Raw genomic sequence first — 25,588 nt, 5'->3', positions numbered from 1 at the left:
TTTGCATATCTCTTATAAAATACTCATTTCATCATTTGAATCATATGATGCAGTAATGAACTATCATTTAGGAGGTGTTCTATGATTATTCATGTAGTAAGTGCTGGGGAAACGCTTTGGCATATTGCCAATCGTTATGGGATATCTGTGCAATCTATTACCCTGTTAAATGCGTTAGCTACACCAGATCAATTAGCCATCGGACAATCACTTGTTATCCCTTCATCGTATACCACTTATACCGTGAAAAGCGGAGATACATTATGGTCGATTGCCCAACAATTTGGTGTTCCGCTACAAGCAATCATTGCAGACAATCATCTAACGAACCCTGATATGTTAACACCTGGCACTAAATTAATTATTCCACCAGTCGTTCATATTGTGCAGCCTGGTGAAACTTTATGGCAAATAGCTCAAAATTATGATACGACCATCCAAGCAATTATTGCTGCAAATCATATTAACAACCCTAATATGATTTATGTTGGTGCTCAATTAATCATCCCTAGAAAATTACCACTTATCGAAGTAAATGCTTATTCTTACCAACCACCTGATGAAGCAATTGATTCCATTAATGCTGTTGGTCATCTACTTACTTATTTTAGTCCTTTTGCTTATAAGATGAAGGAAGATGGTACATTACAGCCTATAAATGATGAAAAAATGATAGCAGCTGCACAGGCTAAAAACATCATTCCTATGTTAACACTCACTAATTTTACTTCAACAGAAGAAGGCTCTAATTTGGCACATGTTGTCTTGTCCAATGAAGAGTTACGTGTCAAAGTGATGAATAATGTTTTACAGGTGATGCAAGAGAAGGGCTATCAAGTTTTGAATATTGATTTTGAAAATGTTTTACCTGCTGATCGAGAAAATTACAATGCATTTATCCAATTAGCAGTGGATATGCTACATCCAAAGGGTTATCTCGTATCAACTGCACTCGCACCTAAAACCAGTGCAACGCAAGTTGGAACGTTATATGAAGCACATGATTACGAAGCACATGGTCGAATAGCAGATTTTGTAGTTTTGATGACGTATGAATGGGGATATCGTTTTGGATCTCCTCAAGCCATTTCCCCTATTAATGAAATGAAAAGAGTTGTTGAATATGCACTTACAGAAATACCTGCGGATAAAATTTTATTAGGCTTTGAGCTCTATGCCCGTGATTGGTTATTACCTCATGTCAAAGGCCAAGAAGCCGAGACATTTAGTCCACAGGAGGCTCTTAATCGAGCCATTAAAAATGGGGCCACCATCCAATATGACCAAACAGCGCAATCCCCATTTTATCGTTATGCCGATGAGCAAGGAAGAAATCATGAGGTATGGTTCGAAGATGCGAGAAGTGCACAAGCTAAATTTGACATGGTCAAACAATATAATCTTCGGGGAATTAGTTATTGGGCTTTAGGTTTCCCATTCCCACAAAATTGGGTACTTTTAAATGAAAATTTTTCTATAAAAAAACCGTAGTTTTTTTATTGTGCACTCAACTAATAAAGATATGCTACTTTTCCCGATTTTTTCCCATGATAAAAAGCTCCTTTCAAAGCCATATTAAGATATACCAATTTGAAAGGAGCAACTCACATGGGAAGAGACAATAAACAAGGTCAAAGTAACAATAAAGGTTCATTACCTCAAACGCCAAAAAACCAGAAAATCGCCCCTAATAAGGTTAGCGAGGAATTTTCTCAAGAGTTCATGGAACTGATAAATACAGTAACGCAAAAACAGCACAATAAGAAGAAAAAATAAGGGGGGCTTCTGTTGGATTTTCAACGTGCACGTGAAATTGTCGCCTCACCGTTAGAATATGAAGTAAGCTATAATGGTGTATCCGTTTGGATCGATAAACTCCATGATGAGAAAACAGCGACTGTTCACCTACGCCGCTCTTTAGAGGAACGGTCTGAAGTAGATATATCTGAACTGAAGGAAGAATATCTCGTTCACTAGAAAAGAAAGAACCTGCTTATCTTTACCTAAGCAGGTTCTTTGCATTGCTTTACATACTATATTGTTCTTTATATCGAAGCTGCGTTAAGACTTCATCTACATGATTGTGTAAATCATGAAAGGTTTCCGAAATTTGCTGAGGTGAAATCGGTCTACTAAATAAATAACCTTGAATATAATCACATCCACCTTCCATCAGAAACGACAGCTGCTCAACCTCTTCGATGCCCTCCGCTACAACCTTCAAGCGTAAATGCTTCGCCATCGAAATAATCATCGACACAAGAGCCTCATCATTTGGATTATGTTGAACATTTCTGACAAAAGTACGGTCAATTTTTAGACAATCAATGGGAAAATCCTTTAAATAGGATAAAGATGAATATCCTGTTCCAAAATCATCGACTGCTATTTGAATACCGAGCGCCTTTAATTCATGCAGTAGCTGTGTCATTTGATCAATATTCATTGTCATACTTTCCGTAATTTCTAATTGCAAATAATGAGCATCTAATTTCGAACGCTGTAATATTTCACCCACCATTTCAACTAAATCCTGTTGAAATAATTGTCCAAGTGAAAGATTAACAGCCACTTTGATTGGAGGTAACCCTTGTTCTTCCCATTGTTTCGCCTGCTGACAGGCTGTTTCTAATATCCATTTACCAAGAGGAATGATGAGACCACATTCTTCTGCAATCGGAATAAATATTTCAGGTGACACAAATCCTCGATTTGGATGTCGCCAGCGCACTAATGCTTCAACTGACTCAATCGCCCCACTTTTTAAATTTATCTGTGGTTGATAATCTAAATAAAATTCGTTATTGACTAACGCATTATGTAAATCTTGCTCTAACAAGATACGATCTGCTATTCCTTTAGACATGTATGGCTTATAGAAAAGAAATCTTTGCGGTATTTGTCTAGACTCTCGCATGGCTAATTGGGCATGCATCAATAGCTCTTCACCCGTCCACTTTTCCTCCTGTAAGGCAATTCCCATATTTAAATTGCCATTTAACGAAAATAATTGTACCTGTAAAGGTTTTTTCATGGCACTTTTTAAATTCAAACAAAATTGTAATAGCTCTTCAATTGTCTTTACATGATGAATATAAATGACAAATTGGCCCTCTTGTAGTTTGGTCGCAAAATAATGCGGTGGTAGGATTGTTTGTATACGTTCTGCCACTAGCTTCATCATTTTATTAGAATGACTGATCCCTATGGAAGAACGAATGGCTGCAAACCGATCAATTTCTATGGCAATGATCGCCTTTTGATGTCCATTTTCATGTAATTTTTCTTTTAATGTTTTTAGTAATAAATGCTCATTTGGTAATAGTGTAATATCGTCATGATAGGCTTGGAATTGTAGCTCCCGTTGTGATTGTTCAAGATCCTTCTTTATTTTTAACAGTTGTTGAAATGGTTTTTCAACAGATGTATAATAAATCGCCTTTAGGAAAAAGTAAAAAGCTAAAAATTGATAGATAAGGGCGGAGAAATCCCATATCGCATGCGTATCTTGGCTTATAATGAAAAACGTATCACTTACAATGAGCGAGATAGCTGCACTGATGAGCCACATGGAACGCTTTGGCATTTTCTTAAAGAACCTACTAATAATGTTTATTGTTATCAGTTGAAGAACAATAGAAAATAGGTGTACGATATTATCAATATGATCTATCCATTGCACTGGCAATAATTTTGGTGAGATATATACTAGGACAATACTTGCTATAACAAAAAGTAGAGAACCGCTATAACTAAGGATTCGATGCTTCATTGTTAATTGTTTTTTAGGGTATAAAATAATGAATAAAAAGCCGAGTGATAAGTAAAAACGTATTAATATATGTAAAGTATCCTCCATAAAGGCCCATCTGATGGAATGATTATGGCTAAAAAATAAACTGACTAATTCAAGTAATGCTAAAATAAAAAACACATTTCCTATGTATAAAGTTTGATTTGATAGTAAGTGGGAAAAAACTAAATACGATTGTATGGCAATTGCCATCGTAAATACAATAATTAATACTTGTATAATCAATTTTAAATTTGTATAAATTTCACCTTGAAAAACACCATATATTTGATTGCTAAAACTTAATAATGGTATGACCAGCAGTAATGGTAATACCATGTACCAAACCTCTTTTTTATCGATCTGATTAAACCATTTGCCCAACACAAACCCTCCATACTACTATGTAAAAAAATCGCTAGGTATTTTTAACTATCACAATTGAATAATTTATGTAAAATTGTATTTTTCTTTGACTACTTACAAATCATAACACTTTTATCGTAATTTGTATGCATTCAAGTGAAGTATGCTAATATTCATTTTATTACAATATTAGCATACTTTTGATATATTATTGCTTTTTTCTCACTTCAAAATCCTTATTTCTTAACTTCTTAATGATTCTTTGCCTTCTTTTTTTACTGGCTTCTACTGAAAAACCTAGTATATTAGCGATGTCTAGATCACTCAGATCTTCTACATAATATAGGTATAAAATGCTCCTTTCTACCTGTTTAAACTGGCACATCAAACCTTCTAGAAAGTTGGAACTTTGTGGATAGTTATACTCCTCCCGCTCAAACTCATTACAAAGAAAATCAAGGGTTTCATCATCCACTGTTGCTATTTTCTCTAAATAGTTTTTTTCCTTTATTAATTCATTTAATAGTTCCCCTTTTATTGTGGAATAAATATAACCAGATAATTGTCCTTTTGATGGATCTGCCTTTAGCCATGCCTTCCAAACAGCAATAGCCGCCACTTGACGATAATAATCATAATCTTTATAAATTCTCAAACTTGTAAGAATAGAGCTAATCATCGGTTGCACGCTTTCCAAGACTTCCTCAAATGATTGGGTAGTTGTGAGCTTTCGATTGTTACGAATGGTCACTTGTCTCTTCCTATCGACTATGCACAGTCTAATATTCCTAGGTGACATTATCTTAAACTGGATATTTCTCGAAATCGAATGTTCACTTTTAGTATTTGATCGCTTAATATGGTTCAAATCCCTCTCAGTATTCATCATAATTACGGCTTATTTTTGCAAATTTGATATTTTTTCTTTGGCATTTCGTACATATTAAAACGATACTTGGACAAATTACTAGTAAGGAGGCGAAATAGATGAATTTTCAAATTAGAGATGCGATTACAGCCAATGTACACGGTCAATCTGCAGCAGAAATTAAAGACATTGTTGAAGATGCCATTAGCCGTGGAGAAGAGCATTTACTGCCAGGACTTGGGGTATTTTTTGAAAAATGGTGGAAGCAATCAAGCTCCACTGAACAGGAAGCATTCGTTCAAAAGTTAGAAAAAGCATTTGCAAACTGATTTTTTATAAGCAATGCATTCCATTTCCAATAAATGCATGATAATGTTTTACTTATCAGAAAATTTGGAGGGATTGGAATGACTGTTGCAGTAGAATTTATTGTCAATCAACTCAAACAGGTATTATTAGAAGAACAAGTGTCAACAAACGAAACGGTACGACAGCTACATGGTAAGGATGAATCCCATCATCCGATGAGCTTACCTGATATCGTTGTTTTTCCCCGTTCCACCGCTGATGTCAGTGCCATCTTAAAAGTCGCGCATGCACAACGTGTTCCAGTTGTACCATTCGGTGTTGGCTCAAGCCTTGAAGGAAATGCAATTCCCATAGCAAATGGTATTTCAATCGATTTCTCTGAAATGAATGCTATTTTAGAAGTTAGACCTGAAGACCTTCTTGTAAAAGTACAGCCAGGCGTCACACGTTCACAATTGAATAAAGAATTAAAAAAGCATGGGCTACAATTTACAGTGGACCCGGGTGCAGATGCCACACTAGGTGGTATGGCAGCTACTAATGCTAGTGGCACTACTGCGGTTCGCTACGGTGTTATGCGCGATCAAGTTCGTGATTTAGAAGTAGTACTGGCAGACGGCTCTGTCATCCATTCAGGAAATTTGGCAGCGAAGTCCTCATCTGGCTATCATTTAAACGGTTTATTCGTTGGCTCAGAAGGTACGCTTGGTTGCTTTACAGAGCTTACACTGAAAGTATATGGAATACCTGAATTTGTGACCGCGGGGCGGGCTGTCTTTAATACAGTCGGTGATGCAGTCAGTTCCGTCACAGCATTATTACAAACAGGAATATCAGTTGGTCGGGTGGAATTGGTCGATGAGGCCTCCATTCAACAAGCCAATATTTATAATGACACTGCCTTTAGCGAAAAGCCGACACTCTTTTTAGAGTTCCATGGAAATGAAGCAGGTATGCATGCAGACATAGCATTTGCTACGGAAATTTTTGAGGACTTTCATTGCCTATCTGTTGAGTTTGAACACGATAATGCTGGACGTAATAAGCTTTGGGAAGCACGCCATTCATTGGCCTATGCTTATATGCATGCTCATCCTGGTAAAAAGCTTATGTCGACAGATGTTTGTGTTCCTATTTCCATGCTTGCAGAAACTATTTTATATGCTAGGGAGCAACTAAATACTGTTGGACTAGCAGGAGGAATTGTCGGGCATGTAGGAGACGGTAACTTCCATGCGCTGTTAATGTTAAATCCCGATGATGCGGAGGAGCAGGCAAAAGCCGACCGCTTCAACGAGCACATCGTTCAATATGCTCTACTTCGTGGTGGCACATGTACAGGAGAACACGGTGTTGGAATTGGCAAAATGAAATATCAGGCTACTGAACACGGTAGCTCCCTTGCTGTCATGAAAAGTATTAAGATAGCACTTGACCCCCTTAACATCATGAATCCAGGGAAAATTTTCTCCCTATAGCCATAAAGAAACCGCTGATTCCAATAATCAGCGGTTTTTATTTATAAATCATAGCGGAAGCTCTTTACTAATATATCTCCCTTATAAAATTCCTTCGACTCGTCTCTTACAAAACCTAAAGATAAATAAAGATTAATGGCAGCCTGCATAATATCTCCTGAATGCAAATATAGGGCTTGATCCTGTCTCTTTCTTGCAAAGGAAAAGCTTTCCTGTAATAATTTCTTGGCCACTCCCTGCCCTCTCCCTTTTGGATGGACCCCCAATAAACGCACGATGGTCGATTGAATATTAAGCTCAGGCAGCCCATATGCTTTCTCCGCATCGGTAAATAATTGTAGTCCTCCTAAAATCTCATCACCTCGCTTTGCAACTAGTATCGTTTCGGCGTTTGGATTGCCAACGGATGCTCGAATATCATTTAAATACGAAGCCCAGTTCTCCGGGTCCTTATAATCCTTTTCATATTGCCCATAGCTTTCTACTAAAACCTCAAGATAATTTGCATAATCTTCCTCTTGTAAATGTTCAATAACAATTTCCGCTATTGTCATATATTTTCCCCCTTCTACTATAGGCCACTTTTACTATAGGCCGTTACTCTTTTTTCAATATGATGTGAGATCCATTCTGTAATAATTGATATCCCCCAATAAATGATACCAACCGCAATGAAAGCCTCTAAAAACTTCAAGTTCACAGAAGCAACAATGTTCGCCACTCCTGTCAATTCTTTAATCGACAGAAAAAAGGCTAATGATGTAGCATGTAAAAAACCTATAAAGACATTCGTAAAGTTAGGAATGGACTTACCAAATGCTTGGGGTAAAATATAACGTCTCATTGCTTGTGTAAACGTTAAACCTATTGCATACGCCGCTTCCAATTGCCCTTTCGGTACACTTAAAATACCAGAACGAATAATTTCTGATGCATAAGCACCTGCACTGAATGTTAGTGCAAGTATGACAAAAAATAATATTGGAATGGAGCTGGATTGAAATGATAAGTGGAAAGTATTGGCCACAACATCCACAAGCATGGGAAATCCAAAATAAACAAGCATGATATGCATTATAATAGGTGTGCCTCTGAAAAAGGAAACATAAAAATTTAAGAAGGGTGTCAAAAATTTTATTTGTTTTATCCGCACAAAGGCTATAAGTATTCCAATTACAATGCCTAATAAAACAGGTGTAAATGTCATGAATAGAGTTAGCGGTATTACTCTACTAATTTCTCGTAAAGCCACTAAAACAAATGCAATATCAATGGTCATAGCACTTCCCCCTAATGAGTGGCAACTTCTTTTGGCATATAGCGGTTGAAATAACGTTCATTGAATTTGAATATTTTTTCAAGAATTATGACAATCGCAAAGTAAACGATCGATAATGCCACATATATTTCAAATGCCCGAGTTGTGGACGCGATTAAAGTTTCTCCACGCCCAACCATATCCATTACACCTATGGAAAAAGCGAGTGATGTATCTTTTAACGAACTAATCATTGTGTTCGCTATATTTGGAAAAGCAACACGGATTGCTTGTGGGAAAACAATTCGCAGAAAAGCCTGAGGACTGCTTAATCCCACAGAATAGGCTGCCTCTATTTGCCCGCGATCAACAGTTAATATGGCTGCACGAAATATTTCAGCAAAGGCTGCCGCATTGCTCAAAGTATACGTAATAATGACAAAATACATCGCATCCATTCGAGTAACATCAATATGAATAAGCTTGAGGAGTGCTGGTACACCATAAAATACTAAAAACAACTGCACTAAAATGGGTGTGCCACGAACAAATGAAATATAAATTGTAATAAGTTGCTTTAATCCCGCTACGTTTAGAAGCTTTGGTATAGCTAGCATAATTCCAAGCACCATACCAAAAAGTATGGAGAACACTAGTATTTCAGCTGTTACTGGTAAATACTGAAGCAATGTCGGAAGTACTTTCGCAATAAGTACGAAATCAAAATTATTATCCATACTTCTTTCTTCCTTTCCTGATTGTTAGAAGTCTACTGTGTAATCATCTCCTAACCATTTCTTACTTAGATCGCTAATCACTCCCTCTTTCTTTAGCTCAACAATGGCCTCATCTAAACGCTCTTGTAACTTCACTTCATCCTTATTTAATAAGAAATAAACCTTCGAATTTAATAATGCATCCCCAACGACCTTTTGCTGTGCCTCATTGCTTTCGTTATAGTATTTCACCGCAAAGGGTGTCGTAATAATGGCATCAATACGGCCACTTGCCAGTTGATTATTCACATCGACTGAACCTGAAGAATAAACGATATTTGCGCCTAAATGATGGTCCTTATTATATTTTTCAATAAAGACAGCGGAGTTACTTGTTGGCGAAACACTCACATTCTTTCCTTTCAAATCTTCAATAGATTGAATCTCATTATTCTTTTCATTAACTGTCACCTTTAATGGGAAAACATTATAGGGTTCTTTATTAAATAAAAACTTTTCTTCTCGTTCACTATTAACTTCCATTTGATGGGCAATAAAATCTATTTTTCTCGTTTCTAAACTTAGTAATAAATTTGAAAATTCCATTGTTTTCAATTCGAATTCATATTCAGGTAGCTTTTCATCGATTGCTCGAACTAGTTCTACATCATAGCCAGTTAAGTTTCCTTTTTCATCTATAAAACAAATATTTGGAAATTGTGTACCTGTACCGACAATAATTTTTTGGACATCTTTCCCACCTTGTGATGTTTTTTGTTCATTTGAACCTCCGTCCATTTTTTCCGAACTCGCACATGCTGTTAATAGCGTCATCAGTAAAAGTAACAGCAAAAACAATATTTTTTTCATATATTTCCCTCTCCTTCTTCTATATATGTGAGGGTAAGCCCACGGCAAGTGCATTCTTTACATGCTCTAATCCAATTTCTGTTATGGCTCTATAGACACCACTTTCACTCGAGCCAATTTCCACAATCGGCACATATCGAACGCCATATTTTAAGTCAAGAATGTCTCTAAATGTATCATTATTAGTTACATCGACTGTTTTATAAGGAATATGCTGTTCACGTAAATACGCTTTTATATCATCACAATAGCTACATCCCTGCTTCGACCAAACAATAATATCTCTTGTCACTGCCATTAATTTTCCTCCTTAGCTTACCGTTACTTGTTGCTGTAGCTTTAAATGAATAGGACTTAAAAGCTCAAAGGAGCGTTGCCGTTCAAATTCCTTTCGTACAGGCGTGTGCAAAATGAATTCATCTATTTCATATTGCACGTGAAAATGATCTAGTAGATCTTTAATTTCTTCTGGCGACCCATAAACGATATCCGCATCATATTGTTTGACCGTATATGCTTCTCCAGATTCCTGCCCAAATTTTTCTGCTAGCTCTACTGATTGTAAAGTCAATGTCCTACCGCTTGCTAAATGGACTTTTGTAATTTTTTGGTCTTCAATCAAGCCTTTTGCCTCTTTATTTGTCGGTGCTGCAACGGCTGCAATCGAGACAGCAAAATGACCATTTGGATGATGTTCACGATAAATGCTAGACGACTGTGCCAATAATTCATTGTCGCTATTAATAAATCGGGCAAAGACAAATGCAATACCAAGTCTCCCTGCAAGTTCTGCACTTTGCGGACTTGCCCCTAGTAAGAATAGAGACGGCTTTACTTTCGGAATGGGTGTTGCTTGCACGCCATGAAGATCATGATTCGTAGGTACATTTTGTTCAATTAATTGCTGTAAAAATGCTAGTCTTTCCTCAAAGTCCTCTCCTTGATTGAGCGTGCCATATTGTAAAGCTTTTGTAGAAAGCGGTAAACCACCTGGTGCCTTCCCAATGCCTAAATCAACTCGCCCCGGCTCTAATGATGCAAGAACATGAAAATTTTCAGCTACTTTGTATGGACTGTAATGCTGAAGCATGACTCCACCAGACCCAATGCGAATAGACGCGGTTTTTGCAAGTAAATAGGACACTAATACTTCTGGTGATGACCCTGCCAGTGCATCCGTATGATGATGCTCCGAAACCCAAAAACGAGAGTAGCCTAACTGCTCCGCTTTCTGTGCCAATGCGACCGTTTTTTGCAAGGTTTGCTCATTTGTATCTCCATCAATAATTGGACTTTGATCTAATATGCCTAATGTATAACTCATACACAGCCTCCTTAATTTCACTTATTCAAATAAATTTACTAGGTTTTTAGACAGACTGTTTGATATACCGGCTTTCTTTAAATGGTAAACCTAAATTCCCACGCAATGTATCTGCTTCATAGTCTTCTCGATAAAGTCCTCTAGCTTGTAAAATCGGTACTACTTTATCAACAAAATCTTCTAAGGCACCTGGTACCGTTACACCGATTATGAAGCCATCTGCTGCCTCTTGCTCAAACCATTCCTGTACAAGATCTGCCACCTGCTCTGCCGTTCCAAAAAATGCTGTTTTAGGCGTTGCCTCTCGTAAAGCGACCTGACGTAATGTAAGTCCCTCCTGCTTAGCATAGCGTTTAATATAATCAGTCGTACTTCTAAAGCTATTGGCTCCAATATCACCTAGCTCAGGAAACAGTGCGTCCACATCATATTGTGTAAAATCATGATGATCAAAATAACGTCCAAGATAAGCCAAAGCACGGTCAATGGAAACTAATTCAACAATTTCCTGGTATTTTGCCTCTGCTTCCTCCACTGTATCGCCAATGATTGGGGAAATACCCGGAAAAATCTTTACCTCATCAGGATTTCGCTCAAATGCTACAATCTCTGCCTTTACTCTTTTATAAAATTTTTGAGATTCTTCAATAGATGCTCCATGTGTAAAAATGGCATCTGCATCCTTGGCAGCCAACCGAATCCCAGCATCAGATGCCCCAGCTTGGAATATAACTGGCTGACCCTGCTTTGTTCGTCCAATATTAAGTGGACCTTGGACTGAAAAATATTGCCCTTTATGATGTAGCGTGTGCAATTTTTCTGGATCAAAAAATTGGTCGTTTTCGATATCTGCAATAAAGGCATCATCTTCCCAGGAATCCCATAAACCTTTGACAACCTCTAAATATTCTTCAGCGATTTGATAGCGTTCTGCATGACTAGGATGTTGTTCAATCGTTTTATTGTAGTTCAAAGCAGTACTTTCTAAAGGAGTAGTGACAACATTCCAGCCTGCACGCCCTGCACTAATATGATCTAAAGAAGCAAACTGGCGTGCCACTGTGAATGGTTCGCTATAGGAAGTCGATACTGTTCCAACTAACCCAATATTGTTAGTTGCTACAGCCAATGCTGATAATATCGTAATAGGCTCAAAACGATTTAAAAAATGAGGAATCGATTTTTCATTAATAAATAAGCCATCCGCAATAAAAGCAACATCAAATTTCCCTTCCTCTGCCTTTTGTGCCTGTTGAATATAAAAAGGTAGGTTGACACTTTGATTGCTCGCTACCTTAGGATGACGCCAACTTGAAATATTACCACCTACCCCGTGAATAATTGCTCCAAAACGAATTTTGTCTTGTCTCGCCATATCCATTCCTCCTCATTTTTATTTTTTACTAAACATAGTGGTTAAGTATGTTTTTGTGTTAAAAAAATATTTATTTACGATTACTCATAAATAAATTTGGATTGAGAATGATATTACAGTTCATTCAGACAATTTGCAATAGGTTCAGTAATAGAAAAAATTTAGCGTTTATATAAAAAATTTTATCACTCCACCATTTGTACCCTTTCAAAATCCTTCGCTGTCTGACAGATTGTCTCCCAAAAAGCTGATGTCAATGTATCTTTATTTTTATAAGTTAGGAAGATATGCTGATTCATATCCAGTAAATGCTTGATATCTACTTCAATAAATTCGCCGCTTTCAAGTTCATTTTTGACACAAAGCTGTGGTAAAAAGCTAATATAATTTTTTGTGCGAATGAAAGCCTTAGCGACCTCTAAATGGTCGGTTCGAACCTCTATATTGGCTGCTACACCCTCTACCTCGAACATTTTATGCACATAATTCCAATCAAACGCTCCACACTCAAAAAACACCATTTTCTGTTGTGCCAATTCTTTCGCTTCGATGCATTCATATTGTCGTAATGGATGTTCACAATGCTTCACAAGCTTCACCGCATTATTTAATAAAAACTCATTACATATTCCTTCTCTGTGCACATACTGAATAAAAGCTACATGAATTTGGTGACTCTCTAATTTCTCTAATAGACTAGCTGTTGAACCTGTCACCAATTGAAAACGCAAATTAGGAAATTGTTCTTTCCATTTAGGCAACGCATACGCTAAAAAATATTGGGCTGTTACGCCATTTGCACCAATACATACATCATCTGTTTTCTGTGTCTTTTCTAATTGCTTCTTTCCTTGCTGAAATGTTTGTACGATTTGAGTCGCAAAAGGTAAGAAATCTTTGCCTTTATCTGATAAGGTTACACTTCGTCCCTCTCGATAAAATAACTCAACCCCTAGCTCCCGCTCCAATGATTTGATGCGTGCAGTCACAGTCGGTTGAGAAAGAAACAAGGCGTTGGCAGCCTTATGCGTACTCTTATAATGGACAACATATAAAAAAGCCTCGATATGATCTATATTCATGTGAATTCCATCCCTTCACTCCTTATTTACTCTATTATATAAATAATTCTTTATATTCTCTATATTTTATAGGAAAACTTAGTTTTTAGTCCTATACCCCTCGATACAAAAGAAAAAAGTAACCCAGCGTCTCCCAGGTTACTTAACTATGTAGCGATGTAGCCATCCATCTTGACAACAAGCATCGCGCGTGGTGAACATCCCTCTGTCTGTCAGCCACTTGTATGTTATTCACATAGGCACCCTCTGTTGCCCATGTAAACTCTATTTATTGTACTTCTCACCCTTACAGTAAAGGTCACATTTTACGCTAGAATCGATGCAAGAACTGCTTTCTGTGCATGAAGTCGGTTCTCAGCTTGCTCAAAAATGTAAGAATTAGGGCCATCAATAACAGATGTTGCCACTTCTTCCTCACGATGTGCTGGCAAGCAGTGCAGGAACATGTAGTTCGGTTTTGCATACGCTACAAGCTCATCATTAATTTGGTAATCAGCAAAATCTTGCAAACGTTTTGCTGCTTCTTCCTCTTGGCCCATTGATGTCCAAACATCTGCATAAACAACATCTGCATTTAATACCGCTTCCACAGGGTCATGTGTCACCAGAATTGTGCTGCCATTTGCCGCGGCAATTGCTTGTGCCTTAGTGATAACTGCCGCATCACATTCATAGCCCGCTGGTGTCGCCACAGCTACATTCATCCCAACATGTGCTGAAGCAACTATTAAAGAATGTGCTACATTGTTGCCATCTCCTACATAGGCAATTTTAAGCCCCTTTAAATAACCCTTGTTCTCTGCAATTGTTTCTAAATCCGCTAAAGCTTGGCATGGATGATAAATATCTGTTAATCCATTGATGACAGGAATAGCTGCATGCTCTGCTAGTTCCTTTACCATTACATGGGAATTTGCTCGAATCATAATGCCATCCAAATAGCCTGATAAGACATGTGCTGTATCGTAAATGGATTCACCACGACCTATTTGTAAATCACGCGCATGCATAAACATACTTTTTCCACCTAGCTGATTCATACCAACTTCAAATGAAATACGAGTACGCGTTGAATGTTTTTCAAAAATCATACCAAGTGTTTTGCCTTCCAATAATCTTGGGCATTTCCCCTCTTTGGTAATCATTTTAAGCTGTGTTGCTAATTCAACAAGTTCTTCAACTTCTTGGCTTGTATAGTCTAGCAAAGTTAATAGGTCTTTCCCTTTTAAACTAGAAACTAATTTTAGCTGTACTTCTTCGAGTAATTTCATGGCCTTCGCTCCTTGTATCATTGCTATTGAAATCAGTATATCATGCATAAATATAAAATCAACTGAATTTTTATAATTTTATTAAAGAAATATTAAATGTGACAAAAATTCTTCAATTTGAATATTTATGCATAACAACCATTTTTACGATTGACTTCTTTGTATAAATTCACTGAAAGAAAGGTGGATTAAGAAGAAAAAAAGAAAAGGAAGAGCAGTTATTGAAAGAAATTGAAAACGTTAAAAACCTCCTAACAATAATTTGTTAGGAGGTAAAATTTTATACATGTCATTACCTTTATATATTGCTACTTACTCGATGCTACCTGTTGGGTATAATGTAGTTCCTCCAATGGAGACTTTGATTTCATTAGACATGGGAACATTATATTCATCAATAACCGTTCTCCACCATTCCCATGCAAGACCTGTACATTCTCTTGCATAAATTCTTATATTTTTTGAATTAGCCGGAAGCGGTATGACTGTAGAGAAATGAGCAGTTTTGTCCTTCCAATTGCCATCCCAAGTTTTATGGGTTAATACTTCATTTCCATTTTCATCGTATGAGAATTCGTCCCAAGCTACTTCAAATTGAGCAACGTATGCACCATAATGATCGAGGATGATCTTTCCTTTAGAATATTCCGTAGCTGTCGTCTCGATATAATCTGTATTATTATGAACAGCAGCAATTGAATGATCCTTTAAGAAAACACTTGTATATGAGATTGGATAGCCTGGATTTTTAAGACTAAATTCTCCATTATCTTTAATTACTTCTCTAATATCATTAAAGTCCTTTGAGACAATTTGATTATGCTTTTGTGAATCTCCGCCTAATACTACAGCCGTAAAGGAACTTTCCTCAAAAATATCCTTGTATTGTGCACTAGTTTCTACATTCGTATTAGCATTCTTCAGTAATGCTTTAAAAGCAGCTTGTACATCCTTACTCTTTGAGCTTGTCTCTAATTTCACATAAATGGTTCTCCCATAGGCTACATTCGACACCATAACAGGAGGGGCATCATTGCTTACTCCTTTACGAGTTAACTCTGCAAAATTAACGCTATCATCGAAAAGGTCTGATGGATTGTTAGGCAATTCAGCACTTACGGTATAAAAAATTTGTTTGTATGCCGCAACCATCACTTTTTTCTCTCCATTGGCAATTGCATTAAAGTCAATCCCCAGCGAATTGTCGAGAACTTGGGCGTTTACATTCAAAGCGCTTGCTATTTGAGATTTGCTATAAACCATAGATTCTGAATATTGTAGTCTTGCAGGCAAAGTATGTGTTGTGGAATACTTCTCACTCCAAGTAGACACTAACTCATCCACTGCACCAGATACATTTCCATATGTCGGATTATCCACAGTTAAAGTATTTTCTCTTTTCATACCAGGTAAATCAATGCTAATATTAAGTGGTTTTCTTTTAGCCACCAATAGGTTAGGTTGATTGTCTACAAAAGCTTGGTTTGCAAGTTGTAATGCTCCTGGATATGTACGATTCGCCATAGAATCAATAATTGATATATCCACTGGAGAAGTTGTCAGTGATTTTTTGTTACGTTCCACCACTATAAATTTATCATTTGAGCTAACTCCTTCTTTAGGAACAAAGCTATCCACCCTATCACCATTCACTGCTAATATTTCCCTGTTGTTGTAATTCAAGTTTGCTATACCCGTATCAATATCACTAGAACTATTAGTATCAAGTGTTTCAGCAAATGAAATACTTGGATAAGTTAGAAGGCATAAACTAATAGATAAACATATTAAAAACTTGATTGTTTTTCGAATTCCCAAATTAATCCACTCCTTTTATAGGAAATTATACCATATAAAAATAATTTTTAAATATAGTATTTTCGTTTCATTTTCATCGTGCTCATAACATGTACTTATGATTACTATTAATAACCATTATGTTAAATCGTTGCGATTCCTACCAACGAAAAAAGCCTCCTAACATTTTAGTTAGAAGGCAAACCGCATGTAATTCTAATTAGTTTTTTCCATTCAATTAATCGAATGTAATTTTATTGACTGCATCACGGTCTAATTTTTTAATGACTTCCACCATTAATTTAACGGCATTATCATAATCATCACGATGTAGGATACCTGCATGTGAATGGATGTAGCGTGTTGCAATACCGATGGAAAGTGCTGGTACGCCATTTGCTGTTACGTGGATGGAGCCAGCATCTGTACCACCGCCAGCCATTGCTTCAAATTGGTACGGAATATTGTTCTCGTCTGCTACGTCTAATACGAATTCACGTAAGCCACGGTGTGATACCATAGATGCATCATACACAACGATTTGTGGGCCAGCACCCATTTTACTAGTTGATTCTTTAGCTGTTACTCCTGGAGTATCTCCCGCTACACCTACATCAACTGCAAATCCAATATCCGGTTGGATTTTATGTGTTGCCGTTTTAGCTCCACGAAGTCCAACTTCTTCTTGCACATTCCCTACTGAATAAAGAATATTAGGATGTTTTTCATTTTGTAAAGCTTTCATTACATCAATAGCAATGGCACAACCAATGCGATTATCCCAAGCTTTTGCTAATAAATATTTTTCATTTTTCATTACATTAAATTCGAAATATGGTGTTACCATATCGCCAGGACGTACGCCCCACTCAAGCACTTCATCTTTAGATGCGGCACCAATATCAATAAACATATCTTTAATGTCTACTACTTTATTGCGCACATCAGCAGGTAAAATATGAGGTGGTTTTGAACCGATAACCCCAATTACTTCATCGCCTTTACGTGTCGTAATTGTAACGCGCTGTGCCAGCATAACTTGGCTCCACCAGCCACCTACTGTTTGGAATTTGATAAAGCCTTTGTCATCAATCTGTGTAACCATGAAGCCTACTTCATCTAAATGTCCTGCCACGACGATTTTAGGACCGTTTTCATCGCCTACTTTTTTAGCAATTACACTACCTAAGTTATCTGTTTCTACAGTATCTGCATATGGTGCAATATATTTTTTCATGACCTCACGCGGTGCACGTTCATTGCCTGCAATACCATTTGCATCTGTTAAATCTTTAAACATTTGTAATGTTGGATCTAGTTGTGTCATCCTTTTGCCTCCTACGTCTTGTATCTATTTTATTATACTTCGTTTACCGAAATATTCCTAGCTTAATCGTCTGAAAATTGGTGTATTTCTTAATTATTTAATATCCTGTCCGTTGACGATTATAATTTTCCTTGTTTTTTTCAACATACGCCCGAACTACATCTCCGAAAGTAAAACCAAAATTGTACGCAAGTAAACCATAGCATTGCCAAATTGCTAGATATCGATCCTCTGTCGGTTGTTGGATAAATGCCAAAATAGCACCTTGTGTCTCTAAAAATATTGCTGTTAAATGTCTCTGTTCTTCTATCACTGGCCACTTTTCGATTGTTGTATAGTTCTTTAATAAGCCTAATGAAAGGATAAAATGAATAGAATCCACATATTCTTCTAAAATGACTTCTCGTGCTGATGGCCCTTTTGTGCTCCAAAATTTAAAGCAGCGCGTTTCATTGGCTAGCTCAGCTAGCTCTACCATTAATGCTAGTCCTTTTTCTTGAAATACATCTTGCTGAATATTTTGAGTTTGCTCAATAAAATTATCCAGCTCTTTTTGCATCATAAACAATTGTTGTATATTCATTTTTTTCTCCTAAATTTCTAAAAAATATTTAAATAAAAGTGAAACTATTTGACCTCCCTAATCGTATAGGAAAGAATAACCTTTCTTCAAGGGGGAAATTTAAACATGTTGCCGTTACTAATTCGATTTGCTGTAATTGCGCTTATTATTTATGTATTTTATAAAGCGATTCGTTATATAACTGATCCTAAACGCAAACTTGATGAAGCCTATGAAAAAGGCCAATATTACTTTTATGATGACGTTAAAAACGTCCGGAAAAATTTCTTTATTTCCTATAAGGGTGCTCTTTTTGAAGGTGAAAAATATTTAGGTACAACTGAGGATGCTTTCGAGGTTGTCACTATTTTTGTCGGCGCACGTGATACTGCAACATTGCAGGGCTTTACAAAAGGCGACTTTGAATATTTACAGCAAGAAATTTTATTGAATTATCCAAGTGCGAAAATCAATTGGAAGCAGCCCATTGAACAGCTTATGCGTAACACATCCTCTTGATGAGGATGTGTTTTAAAATATTTTCATTTATAACCAAAGCTGTACGATAATAAAAATTTGGATGGCTGCAAGTAGAGGAAATCCAAATGCAAAACTATTATGGCGTGTTTTATGACGGAATAAATACATGCCAAGCACCCCGCCTACTGCTCCTCCTACGATGGCTAGTGTAAACAAAGTACGCTCTGCAATACGCCATTCATGCTTTTTAGCACGCGATTTATCCATACCCATTAAAATGAGTAACACAATCGATATAATACTCATATAAGCTAATAATGCTTGTCCCATTCTCTACTCCTTTATTAACAAACGTATATTATTAATCTAACACAAAAAAGACTGATGGAAAAATCCATCAGTCTTTTTTTACACCTGTCGCATCCGCTTTCAGTGCAGAAACAATATTTAACTGAGTCAAATATTATTTAGCTACAGCTTTTTTAGCAGCGTCTGCTAATTGAGTGAATGCAGCAGCATCAGTTACAGCAAGGTCAGCTAACATTTTACGGTTAACTTCGATACCAGCAACTTTTAAACCGTGCATTAAACGGCTGTAAGAAAGACCGTTCATACGAGCAGCTGCGTTAATACGAGTGATCCATAATTTACGGAAATCACGTTTTTTCTGACGACGGTCACGGTATGCATATTGACCTGACTTCATTACTGCTTGGTTAGCAACTTTATATAATGTATGTTTTGAACCGTAGTAACCTTTAGCTAATTTTAATACTTTTTTACGACGTTTGCGCGTCACTGTTCCGCCTTTTACGCGTGGCATATGAATTACCTCCTGCTTTTCATTAAAAAATGAATGTTAGTATTTTTGTAGTCAATTATTTCATGTAAACAAGTAGAGATTTGATGCGTTTGAAGTCACCTGATGAAACGATGTTTGCTTTACGTAGGTGACGTTTTTGTTTCGTAGATTTGTTTGCGAATAAGTGGCTTCCATAAGCACGGTCATATTTTAATTTACCTGAACCCGTTTTTTTGAAACGTTTCGCAGCTCCACGGTGAGTTTTCATTTTTGGCATGTCGAATTCCTCCTAAACTGTTCGTCTAATATTATTTCTCGTTCTTTGGTTGAAGAACTAAGAACATGCTTCGGCCTTCCATCTTCGGTTTTTGTTCTACCGTTGATACTTCAGCACAAGCTTCAGCAAAACGATCTAACACACGTTGACCAATATCTTTGTGTGTAATCGCACGACCTTTGAAACGTAGGCTACATTTTACTTTATCGCCTTTTTCAAGGAATTTAATCGCATTACGTAGCTTCGTTTGGAAATCATGTTCATCGATTGATGGGCTCAGACGAACCTCTTTCATTACGATGACCTTTTGATTTTTACGAATTTCACGGTCTTTCTTTTGCTGTTCAAACTTAAATTTACCATAGTCCATGATACGAGCGACTGGCGGCTTGGCTTGAGGGGCCACAAGGACAAGATCCAAGTTTACACGAGTGGCGATTTCTAGCGCTTCATTACGTGTCTTTACACCAAGCTGGTCACCATTGTGATCGATTAATCGAAGTTCACGTGCGCGAATGCCTTCGTTTACATACATGTCTTTGCTAATAGTAATCCACCTCCAAGTAGTTGTCGCGAATACATGGTTTGGGCAAAGCCTTGCCCGGTTGAACGGTACATCCTCTTGTCATGTCCATAAAAAAAGGACGGACATTTTTGAAGATGTCCGCCCGCTATATGTGCATGCGCAAGTCTACGCAAAACAATTCAACGTGTCATACCTGTTCACAGCCTTTAAAGCGTTGTATCAGGTGAGAAGCGGGCAGCCTCTACTTCAACCACAAACTTTGTATTCATTAACCTTAATTATATTAGCATGTATATGATAAGCTGTCAAATATTAATTTTCTTATCATACCTAGATTGACCTAATCTTAAATAATTTATACAACAGCAAGATTCATTTTATACAAAAAACCTCACTTATGCAAGTGAGATTTTTTAGGAAATATTATTTTGTAATTTCCGCTTTTATAGCTGCTAGGAAATTCTCAAAGCTAATTGTTTCGGAATCTTTAGAGCCATAACGGCGAACATTTACACCATTAGCTTCAACTTCTTTATCACCAATGACAAGCATATACGGTATCTTTTTCATTTGTGCTTCACGGATTTTATAGCCTAATTTTTCTTCACGATCATCCATTTCCACACGTAAGCCCGCTGCTGTTAATTGCTCTTCAATTTGTTTTGCATAATCGAAGTGCGCTTCATTCGATACTGGAATGACTTCTACTTGCACTGGAGCTAACCAAGTTGGGAATGCACCTTTATACTCTTCAATTAAGAAGGCAACGAAACGTTCCATTGTTGATACAACGCCACGGTGAATTACGACTGGACGGTGTGGTTTGCCATCTTCCCCAACGTAACTTAGATCGAAACGTTCTGGTAATAAGAAGTCTAGCTGAACAGTTGATAAAGTTTCTTCTTTACCGATTGCTGTTTTTACTTGCACATCCAGTTTAGGGCCATAGAAGGCTGCTTCACCTTCTGCCTCGAAGTAATCTAAGCCAAGCTCATCCATTGCTTCTTTTAACATGCTCTGTGCTTTTTCCCACATAGCATCATCATTGAAGTATTTTTCAGTATCTGCAGGGTCGCGATACGATAAACGGAATGAATAATCATTTAAATCAAAATCTTTATAAACCTCTAAAATTAACTGCACGACTTTTTGGAACTCTGCTTTAATTTGGTCTGGACGAACAAAGATATGTGCATCATTTAAAGTCATTCCACGTACACGCTGTAGGCCAGAAACTGCTCCCGACATTTCATAGCGGTGCATTGTACCAAGCTCTGCAATACGTAATGGTAAACTACGGTAAGAATGCATGCTATTTTTGTAAACCATCATATGGTGAGGACAGTTCATTGGACGCATAATTAATGTCTCGTTGTCCATTTCCATTGGTGGGAAAATAGAATCTTGGTAATGATCCCAGTGACCTGAAGTTTGATAAAGCTCTTTTGAACCTAATACAGGTGTATAAACATGCTTATATCCAAGAGATAGTTCTTTATCGACGATATAACGCTCAATAACACGACGAATTGTTGCACCATTTGGTAACCAAAGTGGTAAACCTTGGCCGACCTTTTGAGAAGTAGTAAATAGCTCTAATTCCTTCCCGATTTTACGGTGATCACGTTCTTTTGCTTCTTCTAACATTTGTAGATGATGTTTTAATTCTTCTTTTTTGAAGAACGCCGTACCATAAATACGTTGTAGCATTTTGTTATCAGAGTTTCCTCTCCAATAGGCACCTGCTAATGATAACAGCTTAAATTCGCGAAGTTTACCAGTAGATGGTACGTGAATACCACGGCAAAGATCGAAAAATTCCCCTTGATAATAAATGGACACTTGCTCATCTGCAGGGATTGCTTCTAGCAATTCTAGTTTATATTCATCGCCAATTTCTTCATACATTGCTTGTGCTTCCGCACGACTTACATTTTTACGTTCTACCTCTAGATTTTCAGCAATAATTTTTTTCATTTCCTTTTCAATTGCTGGTAGATCTTCGGCAGTGATCGGTGTAGGAGAATCAATATCGTAGTAGAATCCACCATCGATAACAGGACCAATACCAAGCTTTACATCAGGAAATAAACGTTTAATTGCCTGTGCAGTTAAGTGGGCTGTTGAGTGACGTAAAATTTCAAGTGCTTCTGCATCATCTTGTGTGATAATGGCAATGGCAGCATCTTCTTCGATTGGTGTTTTTAAATCTACTAATACACCATTAATTTTACCTGCGTAAGCTTTTTTTCGTAAGCCAGGGCTGATTGATAAGGCTACGTCATCTGTTGATGTACCTTTTACAAATTCCTTTACAGCGCCATCTGGGAAAGTTAATTTAATCATTTCTGACATATTCGTTGCACTCCTTTGTTATTGTTTGAATACATAATGATTGATGAAATGTTGACTAATGAATCAAGTGATATGGCTGCTTATATGAGCGCTCTTCACCTCGAATTGAGCGAGGTCTCTCCACAAAATAAAAAAGCCCCGTCCCTCACGAAAGGGACGAAGCGTATGCTCGTGGTTCCACCCTTCTTCCTTCCGACTTATCAAGTCAGACGAAGCTCAAGGCTAGCTAACGGGCTAGGGACCGGCGAAAGATTATCCCTTTCGCTGCTCAGTAGGTAGTAAATGATGCGTTCATACTAGGAAGCTTTCAGCCGTTGACTTCCCTCTCTAGAAGCTGATACACAAAATTCATGTCCTCATCAATGCATATTGATATTTAGTATATGAGTCAGTATACGCTCGATTGTCGAAAAATGCAACTACCAATGTTACATTCTACGGTTATTGCCACGCATTTCAATTGGCTCTGTTAAGGCTTTAATACGCTCCATTATACGGCCCGCCTTGACAACCTCAATATCACCTTTTTGCGATTGGGCTAAATGGTGTTCTAATTCTCCATAATTAAAATTAGATGTAATAAACGTTGGCAATTGCTCAGCCATTCGATAATGGAAAATAGTCCCTAAAATTTCATCCCTTGTCCATGCGGTCATTGTTTCTGCCCCTAAATCATCGAGCATTAAAACTGGAGCCTTTTTTATATAGTCTATTTTTTCATTCAATGTATTATCGCCAATAGCATTTTTCATTTCCCGTAAAAATTCTGGCACGAAGACAACAACTGAACGTATTTTAATAGACGCTAATTCATTGGCAAGTGCACCAAGTACAAAAGACTTCCCTACGCCGAATTTACCGTATAAGTAAAAACCTTTTGATGGTAAATGACCCGATTCTTTTGTCGCTTTAACAAATTGCGCTGCTTTTTGGGCGATCATCACTCGAGACTCATCATCAATACTTAAATCGTGAATCGTTGCTTGAAGCACATCTTTAGGCATATGCATACTAGCAATCATATTCGCGACATCCCGACGCTCTTCTTCTCTAATTTTTTGCTCACAGCGTACATAATCAATTTCAACTGTATTCCGAACTACCCTTAAAGTAGGAAGGAAGCCTTTTAAATAGTTTGTACAATGTTCTGTGTTATCACAACCACAGCATTCCGTAGATTGACTAATAAATTCATGGAGCTTAGGTAAATTTCGTTCGATATTATCGTAGCTTAATTCATCTGCATGACGTGCTAGAAATTCTTGGACGCGTGGATTTTCTAAAATTTCACGTCGCATGGCTTCATAGCGTTCTTGAAACGAGGGTACATTAATAGCTCGTTTTAATGGTCCATTTATAGGTTCGATTGTTGCTCACCTTCTTTACTATTCACTTTTCCCTAGCATCTCTAATATTTTTTGACGTTCTTTTTCAAAATCTATCGTGCTAGAAGTACTTTCCTCTTGTTTCTCATCACGTTTATAAAACCACTCGGGGACTTTTTCTTCTCGTTGATGTCCTGAACGTCCCTTAGCTCGCTGGCTCGTTTTAGTGGTTGTTTGAGGTTTATTTTTCCAAGTTGTATATTTATCATGCTCTTGGCGTGCAAGCTCCATTGCTTCTTTAGCCGTTTGGATATTTTTACGAACCCAATGATCCGCAATTGTTTCCACATATTTTTTAGGTAACTTCATATCCGTTGTTAACATAACATACTCAAGTAACGCATTGACTACCCCAATCGGCATGCCGTGCTGCACAATTAAACTTTCGGCAAGTTGTACAGAGGTTTGCAAAGGTTCTTTCCCATTATTAATGTCACGCAACACTTGAATAGGAGCCGTAGTCTCTAAATAGTGTTGTAGCTCCTGATCCTTTGATTTTTGTCCAGTTTCTTCTACTGGCAATGGCTCGCTAACTCTCGCTATTTTTGGTGGCTCTTTTGACATCGTTAACTTATAGAAATCAGCAGCTGCCTTGCGTAAGCGCTCTTGGGAAATCCCTAAATCATCGTCTAAAGCAAGAATCACTACTTTTTGCATATCAAGCGCTGTTAAGTGATATAAAAATGCCAGCTTAGCAATAGCCTCACGAACTTCTAATGTCAGTAAATTGGATGGCACCAGTTGCTCAGATAAACCTGCTTGCAACAGATCGAAGTCAAATTGCTCCAAATAAAAAGGATACACCTTTTGTTGTTTATCCTTACGATTCGTATCTACTTGTAAATCTGATGGAATATTGGAATGAACGGGCTTATAGACATCTATAAAGGCACGAGATACATCTTTAAAATCCGCGTCCCTCACAGGGGATATAAACCGTTGCCGTAAATTACGATATGCCTGCTCTCCAATTTTGCTAAATAAAAACATCGACAACAACGGGTCTTTCATAAAGCTTTCCGCATCTAATGGGCGCTGTAACTCATATAAAAAACTTCGCTCACCAGCATTTTCTTTTTTCCATGTACGTAGTAAACCAATCGCTTCAAGGGCTATACGTGCCTCAAACACTTTACCAATAGGCAGTCCGAGCACATTCATTAAATAATAATGTGTCATTTGCGGCTTTGGTATCTGTTCTGCTTCTGCCCATAAAGTTAAATAAAGGCTAATAGGGTCTGAGCCCGTTAACGGTTGATAGAATAATGTTACTAATTGACGCTCTTGAGTAGAAAATGCATGAGGTAGACGAATGTCAAAAGGATCGCCAGGCTGCAATTCCTTAAATAAATGAATCAACGTCATTC

At 37.3% G+C, this 25,588-nt stretch carries 27 protein-coding genes and 1 other annotated feature; of the genes, 6 read left to right on the top strand and 21 right to left on the bottom strand.

What is annotated here, in order from left to right:
* The first annotated feature begins 81 nt into the window (after positions 1-81).
* From PI85_RS00895 to PI85_RS00890, 3 genes are all read left to right on the top strand, one after another.
* Positions 82-1,491: a LysM peptidoglycan-binding domain-containing protein gene (locus PI85_RS00895; RefSeq protein WP_036119466.1), complete on the top strand. Its 1,410-nt coding sequence runs from the start codon at positions 82-84 to the stop codon at positions 1,489-1,491.
* Between the two features lie 117 nt (positions 1,492-1,608).
* Positions 1,609-1,776, top strand: a complete 168-nt coding sequence (locus PI85_RS24170; protein ID WP_115663427.1) for a YfhD family protein — start codon at positions 1,609-1,611, stop codon at positions 1,774-1,776.
* A gap of 12 nt (positions 1,777-1,788) precedes the next feature.
* Positions 1,789-1,977 (top strand): H-type small acid-soluble spore protein, encoded by a 189-nt coding sequence (locus PI85_RS00890; protein WP_008179225.1) that lies wholly within the window; start codon positions 1,789-1,791, stop codon positions 1,975-1,977.
* 49 nt (positions 1,978-2,026) lie between these two features.
* Here PI85_RS00890 and PI85_RS00885 read toward each other — a convergent pair whose 3' ends face one another.
* Together PI85_RS00885 and PI85_RS00880 are read right to left on the bottom strand one after the other, a co-directional pair.
* Positions 2,027-4,177, bottom strand: a complete 2,151-nt coding sequence (locus PI85_RS00885) for an EAL domain-containing protein (RefSeq protein ID WP_369794206.1) — start codon at positions 4,175-4,177, stop codon at positions 2,027-2,029.
* Positions 4,178-4,367: 190 nt separating this feature from the next.
* Positions 4,368-4,910 (bottom strand): sigma-70 family RNA polymerase sigma factor, encoded by a 543-nt coding sequence (locus PI85_RS00880; RefSeq protein ID WP_036119469.1) that lies wholly within the window; start codon positions 4,908-4,910, stop codon positions 4,368-4,370.
* Positions 4,911-5,146: 236 nt separating this feature from the next.
* On the opposite strand from PI85_RS00880, the gene sspI reads away from it, so the two are divergent.
* Together sspI and PI85_RS00870 are read left to right on the top strand one after the other, a co-directional pair.
* Entirely contained in the window at positions 5,147-5,356 is a 210-nt protein-coding gene (gene sspI / locus PI85_RS00875) for a small acid-soluble spore protein SspI (RefSeq protein ID WP_008179231.1), read from the top strand.
* 78 nt (positions 5,357-5,434) lie between these two features.
* A complete protein-coding gene (locus tag PI85_RS00870) occupies positions 5,435-6,814 on the top strand; it encodes an FAD-binding oxidoreductase (RefSeq protein WP_036119472.1) in 1,380 nt (459 codons plus the stop codon).
* A gap of 41 nt (positions 6,815-6,855) precedes the next feature.
* Here the strand turns inward: PI85_RS00870 and PI85_RS00865 are convergent, their stop codons facing one another.
* From PI85_RS00865 to PI85_RS00810, 12 genes are all read right to left on the bottom strand, one after another.
* Positions 6,856-7,368 carry a GNAT family N-acetyltransferase gene (locus PI85_RS00865; RefSeq protein ID WP_025114512.1) on the bottom strand — a complete coding sequence of 171 codons (513 nt, stop codon included), beginning with the start codon at positions 7,366-7,368 and terminating at the stop codon, positions 6,856-6,858.
* Between the two features lie 17 nt (positions 7,369-7,385).
* The gene (locus PI85_RS00860) at positions 7,386-8,093 is read right to left on the bottom strand and encodes an amino acid ABC transporter permease (RefSeq protein ID WP_036119475.1); all 708 of its coding nucleotides are present in this window, start codon (positions 8,091-8,093) and stop codon (positions 7,386-7,388) included.
* A gap of 11 nt (positions 8,094-8,104) precedes the next feature.
* Positions 8,105-8,809 carry an amino acid ABC transporter permease gene (locus tag PI85_RS00855; RefSeq protein WP_036119478.1) on the bottom strand — a complete coding sequence of 235 codons (705 nt, stop codon included), beginning with the start codon at positions 8,807-8,809 and terminating at the stop codon, positions 8,105-8,107.
* 24 nt (positions 8,810-8,833) lie between these two features.
* On the bottom strand, positions 8,834-9,658 hold the full coding sequence (locus PI85_RS00850; RefSeq protein WP_036119480.1) for a transporter substrate-binding domain-containing protein: 825 nt from the start codon (positions 9,656-9,658) through the stop codon (positions 8,834-8,836).
* 19 nt (positions 9,659-9,677) lie between these two features.
* Positions 9,678-9,956, bottom strand: coding sequence for a glutaredoxin family protein (locus PI85_RS00845; RefSeq protein ID WP_036119482.1), 279 nt, complete (start codon positions 9,954-9,956; stop codon positions 9,678-9,680).
* Positions 9,957-9,968: 12 nt separating this feature from the next.
* Positions 9,969-10,982 carry an LLM class flavin-dependent oxidoreductase gene (locus tag PI85_RS00840; protein WP_036119485.1) on the bottom strand — a complete coding sequence of 338 codons (1,014 nt, stop codon included), beginning with the start codon at positions 10,980-10,982 and terminating at the stop codon, positions 9,969-9,971.
* A gap of 46 nt (positions 10,983-11,028) precedes the next feature.
* Positions 11,029-12,357, bottom strand: a complete 1,329-nt coding sequence (locus PI85_RS00835; protein WP_036119489.1) for an LLM class flavin-dependent oxidoreductase — start codon at positions 12,355-12,357, stop codon at positions 11,029-11,031.
* 185 nt (positions 12,358-12,542) lie between these two features.
* Positions 12,543-13,439: a LysR family transcriptional regulator gene (locus tag PI85_RS00830; protein WP_036119492.1), complete on the bottom strand. Its 897-nt coding sequence runs from the start codon at positions 13,437-13,439 to the stop codon at positions 12,543-12,545.
* 305 nt (positions 13,440-13,744) lie between these two features.
* Positions 13,745-14,710, bottom strand: coding sequence for an ornithine carbamoyltransferase (gene argF, locus PI85_RS00825; protein WP_036119495.1), 966 nt, complete (start codon positions 14,708-14,710; stop codon positions 13,745-13,747).
* 312 nt (positions 14,711-15,022) lie between these two features.
* Positions 15,023-16,528, bottom strand: coding sequence for a thiol-activated cytolysin family protein (locus PI85_RS00820; RefSeq protein ID WP_082011526.1), 1,506 nt, complete (start codon positions 16,526-16,528; stop codon positions 15,023-15,025).
* 217 nt (positions 16,529-16,745) lie between these two features.
* Entirely contained in the window at positions 16,746-17,834 is a 1,089-nt protein-coding gene (locus PI85_RS00815) for a M42 family metallopeptidase (RefSeq protein ID WP_008179256.1), read from the bottom strand.
* Positions 17,835-17,931: 97 nt separating this feature from the next.
* Positions 17,932-18,417: a dUTP diphosphatase gene (locus PI85_RS00810; protein ID WP_036119501.1), complete on the bottom strand. Its 486-nt coding sequence runs from the start codon at positions 18,415-18,417 to the stop codon at positions 17,932-17,934.
* Between the two features lie 105 nt (positions 18,418-18,522).
* Between PI85_RS00810 and PI85_RS00805 the strand changes: the two genes are divergently transcribed.
* Entirely contained in the window at positions 18,523-18,915 is a 393-nt protein-coding gene (locus PI85_RS00805) for a hypothetical protein (protein WP_036119503.1), read from the top strand.
* Between the two features lie 27 nt (positions 18,916-18,942).
* Here PI85_RS00805 and PI85_RS00800 read toward each other — a convergent pair whose 3' ends face one another.
* The 7 genes from PI85_RS00800 to PI85_RS00770 form a co-directional block, all read right to left on the bottom strand.
* Complete coding sequence (locus tag PI85_RS00800; protein WP_025114501.1) at positions 18,943-19,206, bottom strand: DUF1294 domain-containing protein; 264 nt, start codon at positions 19,204-19,206, stop codon at positions 18,943-18,945.
* 133 nt (positions 19,207-19,339) lie between these two features.
* Complete coding sequence (gene rplT, locus PI85_RS00795; RefSeq protein ID WP_004226314.1) at positions 19,340-19,699, bottom strand: 50S ribosomal protein L20; 360 nt, start codon at positions 19,697-19,699, stop codon at positions 19,340-19,342.
* 55 nt (positions 19,700-19,754) lie between these two features.
* Positions 19,755-19,955 (bottom strand): 50S ribosomal protein L35, encoded by a 201-nt coding sequence (rpmI, locus tag PI85_RS00790; protein WP_004226312.1) that lies wholly within the window; start codon positions 19,953-19,955, stop codon positions 19,755-19,757.
* A gap of 31 nt (positions 19,956-19,986) precedes the next feature.
* Positions 19,987-20,490: a translation initiation factor IF-3 gene (infC, locus tag PI85_RS00785; RefSeq protein WP_025114499.1), complete on the bottom strand. Its 504-nt coding sequence runs from the start codon at positions 20,488-20,490 to the stop codon at positions 19,987-19,989.
* A 95-nt stretch (positions 20,491-20,585) separates the two neighbouring features.
* Positions 20,586-20,734, bottom strand: a sequence feature (ribosomal protein L20 leader region).
* Between the two features lie 170 nt (positions 20,735-20,904).
* Positions 20,905-22,836 carry a threonine--tRNA ligase gene (gene thrS / locus PI85_RS00780; RefSeq protein ID WP_036119505.1) on the bottom strand — a complete coding sequence of 644 codons (1,932 nt, stop codon included), beginning with the start codon at positions 22,834-22,836 and terminating at the stop codon, positions 20,905-20,907.
* Positions 22,837-23,264: 428 nt separating this feature from the next.
* Positions 23,265-24,194 carry a primosomal protein DnaI gene (gene dnaI, locus PI85_RS00775; RefSeq protein WP_225316173.1) on the bottom strand — a complete coding sequence of 310 codons (930 nt, stop codon included), beginning with the start codon at positions 24,192-24,194 and terminating at the stop codon, positions 23,265-23,267.
* A 27-nt stretch (positions 24,195-24,221) separates the two neighbouring features.
* Positions 24,222-25,586 carry a replication initiation and membrane attachment family protein gene (locus PI85_RS00770; RefSeq protein WP_036119509.1) on the bottom strand — a complete coding sequence of 455 codons (1,365 nt, stop codon included), beginning with the start codon at positions 25,584-25,586 and terminating at the stop codon, positions 24,222-24,224.
* Positions 25,587-25,588 lie beyond the last annotated feature (2 nt).

Origin of the sequence: Lysinibacillus sp. A1, assembly GCF_000801965.1 — a bacterium.
Taxonomy (GTDB): Bacteria; Bacillota; Bacilli; order Bacillales_A; family Planococcaceae; genus Lysinibacillus; species Lysinibacillus fusiformis.
The sequence above is the reverse complement of the archived record's forward strand: the minus strand, read 5'-3'. Positions and strand labels throughout refer to the sequence as shown.